Annotated in this window: 10 protein-coding genes and 1 riboswitch; of the genes, 6 read left to right on the forward strand and 4 right to left on the reverse strand. The window is 65.2% G+C overall.

The features are described from left to right. Positions 1-5 precede the first annotated feature (5 nt). From ACJRW5_RS16965 to ACJRW5_RS16990, 6 genes are all read left to right on the forward strand, one after another. Entirely contained in the window at positions 6-533 is a 528-nt protein-coding gene (locus ACJRW5_RS16965; protein WP_484571660.1) for a phosphatidylglycerophosphatase A family protein, read from the forward strand. A gap of 9 nt (positions 534-542) precedes the next feature. Beyond that, positions 543-1277 carry a substrate-binding periplasmic protein gene (locus tag ACJRW5_RS16970; protein ID WP_484571661.1) on the forward strand — a complete coding sequence of 245 codons (735 nt, stop codon included), beginning with the start codon at positions 543-545 and terminating at the stop codon, positions 1275-1277. 18 nt (positions 1278-1295) lie between these two features. Next, positions 1296-1940: a retropepsin-like aspartic protease family protein gene (locus ACJRW5_RS16975; protein WP_484571662.1), complete on the forward strand. Its 645-nt coding sequence runs from the start codon at positions 1296-1298 to the stop codon at positions 1938-1940. 120 nt (positions 1941-2060) lie between these two features. Next, a complete protein-coding gene (gene ribA / locus ACJRW5_RS16980) occupies positions 2061-2681 on the forward strand; it encodes a GTP cyclohydrolase II (RefSeq protein WP_484571663.1) in 621 nt (206 codons plus the stop codon). Beyond that, a complete protein-coding gene (locus ACJRW5_RS16985) occupies positions 2678-3091 on the forward strand; it encodes an MFS transporter (protein ID WP_484571664.1) in 414 nt (137 codons plus the stop codon). The genes ribA and ACJRW5_RS16985 overlap by 4 nt, the downstream gene beginning before the upstream one ends. Next, positions 3091-3885 carry a cobalamin-binding protein gene (locus tag ACJRW5_RS16990; protein WP_484571665.1) on the forward strand — a complete coding sequence of 265 codons (795 nt, stop codon included), beginning with the start codon at positions 3091-3093 and terminating at the stop codon, positions 3883-3885. The genes ACJRW5_RS16985 and ACJRW5_RS16990 overlap by 1 nt, the downstream gene beginning before the upstream one ends. A 91-nt stretch (positions 3886-3976) precedes the next feature. On the opposite strand, the gene ACJRW5_RS16995 is transcribed toward ACJRW5_RS16990, so the two are convergent. From ACJRW5_RS16995 to ACJRW5_RS17010, 4 genes are all read right to left on the reverse strand, one after another. Then, positions 3977-5884 (reverse strand): TonB-dependent receptor domain-containing protein, encoded by a 1908-nt coding sequence (locus tag ACJRW5_RS16995; RefSeq protein ID WP_484571666.1) that lies wholly within the window; start codon positions 5882-5884, stop codon positions 3977-3979. A gap of 87 nt (positions 5885-5971) precedes the next feature. Further along, a riboswitch (cobalamin riboswitch) is annotated at positions 5972-6180 on the reverse strand. Positions 6181-6391: 211 nt separating this feature from the next. Continuing rightward, on the reverse strand, positions 6392-8281 hold the full coding sequence (dxs, locus tag ACJRW5_RS17000) for a 1-deoxy-D-xylulose-5-phosphate synthase (protein WP_484571667.1): 1890 nt from the start codon (positions 8279-8281) through the stop codon (positions 6392-6394). A gap of 82 nt (positions 8282-8363) precedes the next feature. Then, complete coding sequence (locus tag ACJRW5_RS17005; protein WP_484571668.1) at positions 8364-9314, reverse strand: alpha/beta fold hydrolase; 951 nt, start codon at positions 9312-9314, stop codon at positions 8364-8366. A 6-nt stretch (positions 9315-9320) separates the two neighbouring features. Beyond that, positions 9321-12593 (reverse strand): acetyl-CoA carboxylase family protein, encoded by a 3273-nt coding sequence (locus ACJRW5_RS17010; protein ID WP_484571669.1) that lies wholly within the window; start codon positions 12591-12593, stop codon positions 9321-9323. Between the last annotated feature and the right edge of the window lie 30 nt (positions 12594-12623).

The raw sequence follows: 12623 nt of genomic DNA on the forward strand, positions 1-12623 counted from the left end.
TGCGCGTGACCGATCACCCCAACCAGGTTCCCGCCGAATACGTACCGCCCTCGGTATGGCGTAACCCTTGGCATTTCATCGCCTTCGGCTTTGGCTCCGGAACCCTGCCCAAGGCGCCCGGCACCTGGGGCTCGCTGGTGGCGCTGCCGTTCGTGCCGTTGTGGCAGATGCTGCCCGACTGGGGCTACTGGCTGATGCTTGGGGTGACCATGCTGTTCGGCTTCTGGCTTTGCGGCAAGGTCGCCGATGACCTTCGCGTGCACGACCACGAAGGCATCGTCTGGGACGAAATGGTCGGTATGTGGATCACCCTCTGGCTGGTGCCCGAGGGTTGGCTCTGGTTGCTGCTAGGCTTCCTCATGTTCCGTCTGTTCGACATCGTCAAACCCTGGCCGATTCGCTGGATCGATCGCCATGTGCATGGCGGTGTCGGCATCATGCTCGATGACATCATCGCCGGGGTGTTCGCCTGGCTGGCCATGCAGGGGCTGGTCTGGGGGTGGGACAGCTATAAGGCACTGCTGGGGTTTTAAGGAGCAGGTATGCGAATTGGACGCGGCTGGCTGGGCGTGCTGGTGATGCTGGGTGCCATGGCTGGCGCCCAGGCTCACGAGCGTCTGCCCAAAGAAATACGCCTGGCCAGCGAGGTCTGGGAAGACTACACCGAGACCGATGGCCGCGGTCTGGCCTGGGACATCATGCGCAAGGTCTTCGAACCGGAAGGCGTGAGCCTGGCCATCCACAGCGTGCCCTACACTCGCTCGGTGGGACTGGTGCAGCGCAACGAGGCCGATGCCTGGGTCGGCTCCTACCGTGATGAGGTCGAGGGTGGCGTGTTCTACCCTGAGCATCATTACGACACCGACCACATCGTTGCGCTTGGCCTGAAGGACAAATCGCTGCCAACGCTGGAGAACCTCGGTCAGTATCGACTGGTCTGGGTGCGTGGCTATGAATATCAGGAATATCTGCCGAATGTGCGCGATTACCGGGAAGTCCAGCGCCGTGGCGGTATTCTCGGCATGCTCGATCTGGGCCACGCCGATTTTTATATCGACGCGCGTCCCGAGGTCGACTACGTGCTCAAAGGCAGCGCCAGGCCGGAGCGTTATCGTCTGACTGATCTGATGCAGCTGCCGTTATTTCTCGGTTTCGCCGATACGCCGCGCGGTCATGCCCTGGCCGAGCTTTACGATAGGCGTATGGCCACGCTGATCGCCAGCGGCGAACTGCGACCGATCTTTGTGCGCTGGCATCAACCTTATCCTTTTGACTGAACCGGGAGATCGCTCTCTATGCTGCTTCGCCACTGTGTTGCCGTTCTGGCGCTGCTGGTTTCCGGAGCTTGCTGGGCCGCCTCGCAAGTTCAGGTAGTTGGCCTGTTTCCCGGAGCGGCAGTGATCAATGTCGACGGTCAGCGCAAGATGGTGCGCGTGGGACAAACCGGGCCCGGCGGCGTCCAGGTCGTCAGCGTCGACAAACAGGGCGCAGTCCTGCGTGTCGAGGGCGTCGAGCGCGCATACCCTCTCAGTCGAGAATACAGTGCCGGGTTCGCCGAGCCGGTGCGCAAGCGTCTGAGCATTGCCAAGGGCATTGGTGGTCATTACTGGGTGGCTGGCTCGGTCAATGGTCAGACCATCCAGTTTCTGGTCGATACCGGTGCAACCAGCGTCGCCCTCAACGATGCGCATGCCCGGCGCCTGGGCATAGATTACCGGGTCACGGGGCGGCCGCTGCAGGTCAGTACCGCCAGTGGCGTTACGCGTGGCTGGCGAGTGTCGCTCGACCGGGTCAAGGTCGGCGATCTGGAAGTGCTCGGCGTCGACGCTGTGGTGCTCGAAGGTAGCGCGCCAAGCGATGCATTGCTGGGCATGAGCTTTCTCGGGCGGGTTGGCTGGCGCGAGGAGCAGGGCATGCTGGTGCTGGAGTCCAAGCACTGAACCTGCCGGGATGATCCTCGATCATTTCGATACTGATGATCGGCAATTCTGACTGACCCGCCAGCGGGGGCTGCTGATACAATGCCGGCCCTGTTTCGTACTCATTGCTAGGAGTATCCGGTGTCCGTCGTGTTCGTCGCCGCCTCCCAACTGCCCACCCCCTTCGGTGTGTTCACCATGCACGGCTTCCTCGATGAGGCAACCGGCAAGGAGCACGTTGCCCTGACTTTCGGCGAAGTGGCCGACGGTGCGCCGGTACTGGGGCGCCTGCATTCCGAATGCCTGACCGGTGATGCTCTGTTCAGCCTGCGTTGCGATTGTGGCGCTCAGCTGCAGGCAGCGCTGCAGGCCATCGCCAATGAAGGGCGCGGCGTGCTGCTCTACCTGCGTCAGGAAGGCCGTGGCATTGGCCTGCTGAACAAGATCCGCGCTTATGAACTGCAGGATGGCGGCGCCGATACCGTCGAGGCCAACGAGCGCCTGGGATTCGGTGCTGACCAGCGTGACTACGCGATCTGCCTGCCGATGCTCGAGCATCTGGGCATCAACAGTCTCAAGCTGATGACCAACAACCCGCGCAAGGTCAAAGCGCTGGGAGACATGGGCATCACCGTGGATCATCGTGTGCCGCTGCAGATCGCGCACAACCCCTACAACAAGCGTTACCTCGCCACCAAGGCCGGCAAGCTCGGCCATATGCTGGGCAACCAGCACCAGGGCGAGACCGAGGAGAGCCTGTGACCCGAGGTCAGGTGAAGCGCCGTCTGGCGCTGGCCTGGTGGCGTCAACTGGGTGTGGCGGTAGCCCCGGTGTTCTTCTTCAACATGCTGTTCGGCAGCGCCAGCCCGTCGGTACTGGCGATGCCGCTGTTCATTGCCGGCCTGGCCTCGATGTTTGTCAGCCTGCCGCTGTTCCATGCCTACAAGCATGCGCTGATCGCCACCGGCAAGGCGCTGGATACCGGCGACGAGCCGGCGGCTTGGCTCGAACTCGACCGGGTGCGCCTGCGTGCGCTACTCGGTGCTGCCGCGCCGGCCTGGATCGCCGCCCTGGCCGTGTTCGCCGGGCTCGAAGCGGTACCCCTTATGCTGCTGACGCTGTCCAGCATCGTCATCCACCTGCTTTACCGTATTCCCCGCCAACTGGGCTGATGCGCGCGCTGCTGCTGGCTCTGTGTGCACTGGCGCTACCACTGCCTGCTGCCGAGCGGGTGATCAGCTTGGCACCTTCGCTCAGCGAAATCATGCTCGACCTGGGGGCAGGTGACCTGCTGGTCGGTGTGCTCGAAGGTGAGCAGCAGCCGGCCGAACTCGCTCATCTGCCGACTGTCGGCCGCTATGGCCAGCTCGAGTTCGAGCGTCTGCTGCAACTGGCTCCCGACCTGATCCTGATCGCCCCAGGCAGCGTGCCGCCGGCACAACAGGCGCAGTTGCAGCGTTTCGACATTCCGTTGCTGCTGGTCGAGCCGGCCCGCCTCGACCAGTTGAGTGATGCCTTCGTGCAAATTGGTCGGCGGGTGAACCGCACCGAGCAGGGCGAGCACCTGGCGGCCGAGTTTCGCGACGAATTGGCGACGCTGCGTCAGCGCTATCGGCGTGAGCGGCCGCTGGCGGTGTTCTATCAGATCTGGCATCAGCCGCTGTACACCATCGGTGGCGAACAGTTGATCGGTGACGCGCTGCAGGTGTGTGGCGCGCAGAACCTTTTCGCCGAGCTGCCACAGCCCGCGCCGCAGGTCAGCGTGGAGGCCGTGCTGGCGCGCGATCCGGATGTCATCCTCGGGGGCAGCAATGCCGAACTGAGCGCCTGGCAGGCCTGGCCGCAATTGCATGCCGTACGCCAGGGCCAGGTATGGGCAGTGCCGGACAAGGGCCTGGAGCGACCGAGCCGGCAGATGCTCGGGGCGATAGAGCAGCTGTGCGAGCGGCTGAAGACTGCGCGATAGCCTGACGGCGCTGCGCGCGGCGCACCCTATCGGCTACACCGCGTAGGGTGCGCCGTGCGCACCGGGATCAACCCTACACGTTTGTATCCAATTAGAGGTTGGGCGTCCAGGTCATGCCGAGCAGGAGGCTGAGAGGCTGCTCACGGTAGCCATGGTATCGGGAGTCCTCGGCGTTCTGATAGAGGACGCGGCTGTAGCCCTTGTCCAGCAGATTGTTGAGTTTGATATCGAAGCCCAGCTCCTGATTGGCCTGCCAACTGCCGCGCAGATCGAGTACGCCGTAGCCGGCGATTTCACGATTGTTGGCGGGGTCGTCGAAGCTGCGGCTGACCAACTGCCAACTGGCGCCAATGCCGAAAGTACCGATTTTACGGTCGATATCCAGGTTCAGCGTGCGTTTGGCGCGACGTTGCAGGGTATGGCCGCTGTCGCGATCACGTGGATCGATCAGGCTCAGCCCCAGCGCGGCTTGCCAGCCAAGCAGTTCATGTTGCAACGAGGCTTCGAAACCATTGATGCGGGCCGTGTCGACGTTGTAGTTGCGACCGACGAAGGTGCTCGTGTTCCACACGTAGGCGATCAGGTCGCGGACATCGGTGCGGTAGATCGAGGCTTCGAGGCGCGTCTTTTCGGCCAGTTGGCTGCGCCATTGCAACTCGTAGCTCTTCGATTTTTCCGGGGCGAGATCCGGGTTGGCGCCCCAGGAAGCAGGGCCGTAGAGGTCGTTGAAAGTGGGCACGCGGAAGCCTTCGGCGTAAGACAGGACCACGTCGTTGGTTGTGTCGAGCGGCGCGCTCAGAGCGGCGTTCCAGGTATTCTCGCTACCAAATTGCTGGTTCTTGTCGTGGCGTAGGCCCAGTTCGGTACTGAAGTGCTCGCCGCGATAGCTGTGCTGAATGAAGCCGGCCTGGTTCCAGCGGCTTTCCTCGTCGTAGGCAGTGCTGCTGTGCAGCTTGTCCTTCTGGTAATCGGCGCCGAGCAGCAGGCCGTGGCCATTCCCTAGGTCGAGGTTGTTCAGCCAGGCGACCGAGTTGCGGTAGCTGTTGAATGCATCGGTGCCGGCGAACAGCTTGTCGCGATCTTCCAGTTTGTCCTCGCCGTGGCCGATTTCCAGGCGGCTGTTCCAGATTTCGTTGAGCCGGGCATCGACGAAGGCCGATAGGCTGTTGAGGCTGTAATCGCTGTAGGGCTTGGCCGGGAAGCTGGTAAAGGTGCTGTCATCCCAGCGGCCATAGGGGTTGTCGTACTCACTCTTACCCCTCTGGTCGAGTGCGCTGAGGCCAATCTGCAGATCGTCATTGAAGCGGTGGCTGAAGTTGAGGCTGAAGGCGCGATTGCGATAGGCGTCGTGATCGGCATCGGATGCCCAGGAGGGGCCGGTGCGATCGATGCCGGCGGTTTCTTCCAGGCTGGTGTTGAGGCTGTAGCGTGTCTGCTGGTCGCCACCGGATACGCCGAGGCTGCGTTCCCAGGTTCCCTGGCTGCCGCCGGCGATGCGCAGGTAGGGATGAATGCCTTCACCCTGATCTCGACGAGTGAATATCTGCACCACGCCACCGATGGCATCGGCGCCATAGAGTGCGGAGCGGGAGCCGCGCAGCACTTCTATACGTTCAATCTGCTCGACGTTCAGATACTGCAGGCTGGCGCCGCCGGAGGAGACAGAGCCTGTACGTTGACCATCGATCAGCACCAAGCTCTGCGCATTGTTGGTTCCGCGAATGAACAGGCTGGTATTGCTGCCACGGCCGCCGTTTTGTATCACCTGTACCCCGGGAACCCGGGCGAGCAATTCATTGACGCTGGCTGGGCGCAGGCGCTCGATATCGGCACGGGTAAAGACGCTGACCGCTGCGCTGCTTTCGCTTCGTTTCTGGACATCGCGGTTGACGGTTATCAACGTATCGTCGAGTTTCAGGGCGTCGTCGCGAGACGGTGTTTCGGCCAGAGCCAGGCTTGGTGTCAGGGCGATGGCCAGAGCCAGACGAGACAGTTTCATTATCTTTCCTCAAAGGTCGGCAGACTTTCGAGGAGGGCAGGCGCAAGCGCAGACAGGGCAGCGCTTGACCGTGCTGCCCTCCGCAACACCAGTCGCACCGCCTTGGCCGGTCTCCGGGCTCTCGACCCGCATCCGCCTTCCCAGGCATGACCCAGTGGCTGTTGGACGCGGTACACGCTCAGTGCGTGCAGTCGATTACCGTTGCGGGGGCAGCGTCGGGGTTGCTCATGGAGTGCGCACCGACTTCCCGTTCAGCAGACCGTTGAAAACTACCTGCGTTGGCAATACTGCGTTAAGAACGCCCTCAAAATGCTCATTTACAACTCGTAAACTCCGCTTTTTCGGCCGTTCTTGCCTTGTCTTGCCTGCCTCGCCTACGTTTTCAACGGCTTGCTGACGCCGCTTGCGCAGCGCACCCTGGCGGAACATGAAGTGCGCGCACCTTAGTGCGCGCGCAGGTGCATGACAAGCAAGCCCGGCTCATTCGGCGATGAGCGGGGCTCATGCTCAGAGCGAGTTCAGGCGCTCGCGTACCGCGCGTTCGATGCCGGCTTCGTCCAGGCCGCACTCGGCGAGCATCTGGCTGGGCTTGGCATGTTCGACGTAGTAGTCCGGCAGGCCGAGGTGCAGCATCGGCACCAGGCGGTTCTCGACGGCGAAGAATTCGCTGACCGCGCTGCCGGCGCCACCCATGATGCTGTTTTCTTCAATGCTCACCAGCAGCTCGTGGCTGCTCGCCAGTTCACGTAGCAGGGCTTCGTCCAGGGGTTTGACGAAGCGCATGTCGACCACGGTGGCGTCCAGCGTCTCGCCAACCCGCAGGGCTTCGGCCAGCTGTACGCCGAAGGCCAGCAGGGCAACGTGCTTGCCTTGGCGGCGAACCAGCGCCTTGCCGATTTCCAGCGGTTCCAGGCCCGCGTCGAGCGGCGCGTTGGGGCCGGTACCGCGCGGGTAGCGCACGGCTGCCGGGCCGTCGAACAGATGGCCGGTGGTGAGCATGCGGCGCATCTCGTTCTCGTCGCTCGGTGTCATCACCAGCATGCCGGGGATGCAGCGCAGGTAGGACAGGTCGAAGCTGCCGGCGTGGGTCGGACCGTCCTCGCCGACCAGGCCGGCGCGGTCGATGGCGAACAGCACGTCGAGGTGCTGCACGGCCACGTCATGGATCAGCTGGTCGTAGGCGCGCTGGAGGAAGGTGGAGTAGATCGCCACCACCGGCTTGGCGCCCTCGCAGGCCATGCCGGCCGCCAGGGTCACGGCATGCTGCTCGGCGATCGCCACGTCGAAATAGCGCTCGGGGAAACGCTCGCTGAAGGCCACCAGGTCGGAGCCTTCCTTCATCGCCGGGGTAATGCCGACCAGGCGGTTATCGGTCGCGGCCATGTCGCACAGCCACTGGCCGAACACGTTGGAGTATTTCGGGCCGCTGGGCTTCTTCGGTGCGGCGACAGGCGTCACCGGCTCCAGCTTGGTGATGGCGTGATAGCCGATCGGGTCGGCCTCGGCCGGGGCGAAGCCCTTGCCCTTCTTGGTCACCACATGGAGGAACTGCGGGCCGTCCAGGTCGCGCATGTTGCGCAGGGTGGCCAGCAGGGTCGGCAGGTCGTGGCCGTCGATGGGGCCGACATAGTTCCAGCCCAACTCCTCGAACAGGGTGCCGGGCACCAGCATGCCCTTGGCGTGCTCCTCGACCTTGCGCGCGATTTCCCAGGCGCCGGGCAGGCGCGAGAGCATCTTCTTGCTGCCTTCGCGCATGCTGGCGTAGGTGCGGCTGGAGATGATCTTGGCCAGGTAGTTGGACAGGCCGCCGACGTTCTTGGAGATCGACATGTCGTTGTCGTTGAGGATCACCAGCATGTTGGCGCCGACGTCGGTGGCATGGTTGAGCGCCTCGAAGGCCATGCCGGCGGTCAGGGCGCCATCGCCGATTACCGCCACGCTCTTGCGCTTCTCGCCTTTCAGGCGGGCGGCGATAGCCATGCCCAGCGCCGCACTGATGCTGGTGCTGGAGTGGCCGACGCCAAAGGTGTCGTACTCGCTCTCGCTGCGGCGCGGGAAGGCGGCCAGGCCGTCGCGCTGGCGCAGTGTGCCCATGCGCTCACGGCGACCGGTGAGGATTTTGTGCGGATAGGCCTGATGACCGACGTCCCACACCAGGCGGTCGTCGGGGGTGTCGAAGACGTAGTGCAGGGCGATGGTCAGTTCGATCACGCCGAGGCCGGCACCGAAGTGGCCGCCACTCTGGCCGACGCTGTAGAGCAGGTACTGGCGCAGCTCGTCGGCGAGGGTTTCCAGGTCCGCTTCGGCCAGGCGACGCAGTTCGTCCGGCGTATTGGCGCTGTCCAGCAAGGGCGTCAGCGGGCGCTCGCGGGGGATCTCGTGGAAAGTGGTCGGCATCAGGCGAATCGTTATAGGTGTAAAAGATGCGGCAGTTTACCTGATGCCAGGAAAACAGCCCAATCTGCTGACCAGATCGGCGTTAACGGTAGTTGCGCGCGAGGAAATCCAGCAACAGAGCGCTGACCTGATCGCCGCACTCGGCCTGCAGCCAGTGGCCGGCGCCCGGCAGGTCGTGGCGTTCCAGGTGCGGCACCTTGTCGCCCATGCGCTTGAGCGTCGGTGCCTCGAAACGGCCGACCGGGTCGTGCTCGCCGAGCAGGAACAGCGTTGGTTGCATCACCTGAAGTGCGGCTAGATGCTCGGTGCGTTGCCAGTTGCGCTCGAAGTTGCGGTACCAGTTCAGCGCGCCGCGAAAGCCGTGGCGTTCGAAGGTGCGCAGGTAGTGGGCGAACGTCGCCTCGCTGCACCAGGGTGGCAGCGGGATGTCGGCCGGCATGCCGTCGAACAGCCGCGCATCGGCCGGTTTGTCCGTGGCCAGCAGGGCATCGCCCAGGCCGCCGAGCAGCAGGCGCAGGCTGCGGCCGATATCCGCGTCCAGTTCGGCCTCGGCCAGCCCCGGCTGCTGGAAGTAGAGGATGTAGTGGAAGCGTCCGGCGTAGGCCACGCGCATCATCTCGATGGCCGGGCGTTTCGGCCGGCCGCCGAAGGGCACCGACAGTGCGCCGAGCGCGTTGACCCGCTGCGGCTCCAGCAGCGCCAGGTGCCAGGCCACCGGCGCGCCCCAGTCATGGCCGACCACCGCCACCTGGCGCTGGCCGAGCAGGTCCATCGCCGCCTGGATATCGCCGCACAGGGTAAGCAGGTCGTAGGCTGCGGGATCGCTCGGCGCGCTGCTGGCGCCATAGCCGCGCATCTCTGGGGCGAACACGCGATAGCCGGCGGCGGCCAGCGCCTCGATCTGCGGGTGCCAGGCGTACCAGCATTCGGGAAAGCCATGCAGCAACCACACCGGCCTGCCGTGCTCGGGGCCGGCGCTGTACAGGCTCAGTTCGATGCCGTTGACGGCGAGCAGGCGGTGTTCGATGTGCATGGGCGGTTACCACGTGTCGATGAAGGGACGTTTCTTGCTGTCGCGTCGGGGCGGGCGCGGCGCCGCATTGAGGCCACGCAGCAGCCAGGCGCGGCTGTCGGCCGGATCGATCACGGCATCGATCTCCAGATAGCTGGCCATGTTCAGCGCCTTGCCGTTGTCGTAGGCCTTGGCAACCAGCTTGTCGAACAGGGCCTGGCGCGCGTCCTCGTCCGGTTGGGCTGCCAGCTCCTTGGCGAACCCCAGGCGCACCGCGCCTTCCAGGCCCATGGCACCGAACTCGGCACTGGGCCAGGCGGCGGTGAACAGCGGCGAGTGGAAGCTGCCGGCCGCCATGGCCTGGGCGCCAAGGCCATAGCCCTTGCGCAGCACCAGGGTGAAGAAGGGCACCGTGAGGCTGGCTGCGCTGACGAACAGGCGCGAGACATGGCGTACCGTGGCCTGCTTCTCCGCCTCCGGACCGACCATGAAACCGGGGGTGTCGCACAGCGATATCACGGGCAGGTCATGCGCCTCGCACAGCTGCAGGAAGCGCGCGGCCTTGTCACCGGCCACGGCGTCGATGGCGCCGCCCAGGTGCGCGGGGTTGTTGGCGATCAGGCCGAAGGGCTTGCCCTCGATGCGGATCAGCGCGGTGATCAGCCCCGGAGCGAACTGGCGGCGCAGTTCCAGCACGCTGCCTTGGTCCGCGAGCAGTTCGATGACCTTGCGCATGTCGTACACGCGCAGGCGATTCTCCGGGATCACGTGGCGCAGTTCACGGTTGTCGCTGGCGTGCCAGTCGCTCAGCGCTCCCTGGAAGTAGCCCAGGTACTGCCTGGCCACGACGACCGCCTCGGCTTCGTCTTCCACCAGCACATCGATCACGCCGTTGGGGCCCTGCACGCTGCTGGGGCCGACCTGCTCGGGTTTGAAACTGCCCAGGCCGCCACCTTCGATCATCGCCGGCCCGGCCATGCCGATGCTGGCATTGCGCGTGGCGATGATCACATCGCAGCAGCCGAGCAGTGCGGCGTTGCCGGCGAAGCAGCGCCCGGAGACCACGCCCACCGTCGGCACCAGGCCGGAGAGCTTGGCCATGGCAACGAATGTGTGGCAGTCCAGCCCGGCTACGCCGACGAAATCGGTATCGCCCGGTCGGCCGCCGCCGCCCTCGGCGAACAGCACCACCGGCAGGCGCCATTGTTCGGCAAGCGCCAGCATGCGGTCGGTCTTCTTGTGGTTCATCACACCCTGGGTGCCGGCGAATACGGTGTAGTCGTAGGCGATGGCCATGCAGCGCGCCGCCTCACTGCCGAAGCGCTCTGCGCCCACGGTGCCGATGCCGGCGACCAGGCCGTCGGCCGGGCTCAGTTCCTGCAGCTCTTCGGGCGAACGCCGGCGCCGCTGGGCGGCCAGGGCCATGGCGCCGTACTCGATGAAGCTGTCGTCATCGAGCAGGTCCGCCAGGTTCTCGCGCACGGTGCGCTGGCCGGTCTTGCGACGCTTGGCCACGGCCTCGGGGCGGCGGGCGTCGGTCAGGCGGGCGTGGCGTTCGAGCACTTCGGCCAGGTCGGCGCGGACGTAGGACAGGTCGATGGCCTGCTCGCCGTGCAACGCGCCGCCATCGACCTCGGCCGGTTCGACGAACAGCAACGCCTGGCCCTCGCTCACGGCGCTGCCCTCCGTCACGGTCAATGCGCGGACGATGCCGCTGTGTTCGGCCTTGACCTCGAATTCCATCTTCATCGCCTCCAACACAGCGATGCGCTGGCCCACTGCGATGGCATCGCCTGCACGTACCGACAGGCTGACCAGCACGCCGGCACTGGCCGCATGCAGCGCCAGGGTGCCGGGTGGGGCATCGACGTCCGGTTGCGCATCGCTGGCGACCTGGACACCGGCGAAGTAGCGATGTGGATGCGCCTGCTCGCGGGGTGCCAGCAGCGTCTCCAGATGACGTTCGACATAGGTGGTGTCGACCTGGTTGGCGCGTACCTCGTCGCATTGCAGCAGGTTCTGCAGCAGGTGCAGGTTGCTCGCCACGCCTTCCAGGCGGAATTCGCAGAGCCCGCGATAGGCGCGGCGCAGGGCGCCTGGGTAGTCGCTGGCGCTGGCGATCAGCTTGGCCACCAGCGAGTCGTAGGCCGGGCTCACGGTGTAACCGGCGTAGCCGCAGCCGTCGATGCGCAGGCCGGGGCCGGACGGCGGCTGATAGGCGCTGAGCACGCCGGCAGCCGGGCGCGCGCTGCCATCGGCAAGCAGTGATTCCAGATTCAGGCGCACCTGCACGGCATAGCCCTTGGTTGCTGGCGATGTGAGCAGGCCCAGCTCGGCCAGGCTTTTGCCGGCGGCCAGGTGCAGTTGCGTGTGCAGCAGATCGATGCCGGTGACCTGCTCGGTGACGGTGTGTTCCACCTGCACACGCGGGTTGGCCTCCATGAAGTAGAAGTGCCCAGGCTGGTCGAGGTCGAGGAGGAATTCGAAGGTGCCGATGCCCAGGTAGCGCGCTTCGGCAGCCAGGCGCAGGGCGCTGGCGATGATGGCGTCGCGGGTGGCGGGGGCCAGGTCCGGGCTGGGGGCGATCTCCACCAGCTTCTGGTGGCGCCGCTGCAGGCTGCAGTCGCGCTCCCACAGGTGGCTGACCGCGCCACTGCCATCCCCGAGTACCTGCACCTCGATATGCCGGGCGCGGCGCACGCGTTTTTCCACGTAAAGCGCGCCGCTGCCGAAGGCGCCCAGGGCTTCCGATTCGCAGCGGGCGAAGGCATCGGCCAGTTGCGCCGGATCATCCACCGCGCGCATGCCGCGTCCGCCGCCACCGGCCAGGGCCTTGAGCATCACGCTGCCGTGTTCGGCTAGGAAGGTTGCAGCTTGTTCCAGGGTTACCGCCTGGTTGATACCGGGCACCAGAGGGACGTCGCAGCGCTCGGCGAGCGCGCGGGCCGCCGCCTTGTCGCCAAACAGCTGCAGGGTCTCGGGCGTCGGGCCGACGAAGGTCAGGCCTGCCGCCTGGCAACGGCGGGCAAACTCGGCATTCTCGGCGAGAAAACCGTAGCCGGGGTGGATGGCCGTGCAGCTCTGCTCACAAGCAATGGCGATCAGCTGATCCATATCCAGATAGGCGGCCACGCCGCGTCCGCTGAGCGGCAAGGCAAGATCCGCCTTGCGCGTGTGCAGGCAGGTGCTGTCGTCCTCGGCGAACACCGCCACCGAGCGAATGCCGAGATCGGCACAGGCCTGGGCAATGCGGATGGCGATCTCGCCACGGTTGGCGATCAGCAGGGCGGGGAAGGGCATGGCGGCTCCAGACGTCTTGTCGTTATGGAG

The sequence above is a fragment of the Pseudomonas pichavaramensis genome (assembly GCF_050473265.1).
Taxonomy (GTDB): domain Bacteria; phylum Pseudomonadota; class Gammaproteobacteria; order Pseudomonadales; family Pseudomonadaceae; genus Aquipseudomonas.

What these genes read in the sequence shown, in the direction of transcription:
- ACJRW5_RS16970 (WP_484571661.1), top strand. Translation starts at nt 543, where the DNA reads ATGCGAATTGGACGCGGCTGGCTGGGCGTGCTGGTGATGCTGGGTGCC.
- ACJRW5_RS16975 (WP_484571662.1), top strand. Translation starts at nt 1,296, where the DNA reads ATGCTGCTTCGCCACTGTGTTGCCGTTCTGGCGCTGCTGGTTTCCGGA.
- ACJRW5_RS16990 (WP_484571665.1), top strand. Translation starts at nt 3,091, where the DNA reads ATGCGCGCGCTGCTGCTGGCTCTGTGTGCACTGGCGCTACCACTGCCT.
- ACJRW5_RS16995 (WP_484571666.1), bottom strand. Translation starts at nt 5,884, where the DNA reads ATGAAACTGTCTCGTCTGGCTCTGGCCATCGCCCTGACACCAAGCCTG.
- dxs (WP_484571667.1), bottom strand. Translation starts at nt 8,281, where the DNA reads ATGCCGACCACTTTCCACGAGATCCCCCGCGAGCGCCCGCTGACGCCC.
- ACJRW5_RS17005 (WP_484571668.1), bottom strand. Translation starts at nt 9,314, where the DNA reads ATGCACATCGAACACCGCCTGCTCGCCGTCAACGGCATCGAACTGAGC.
- ACJRW5_RS17010 (WP_484571669.1), bottom strand. Translation starts at nt 12,593, where the DNA reads ATGCCCTTCCCCGCCCTGCTGATCGCCAACCGTGGCGAGATCGCCATC.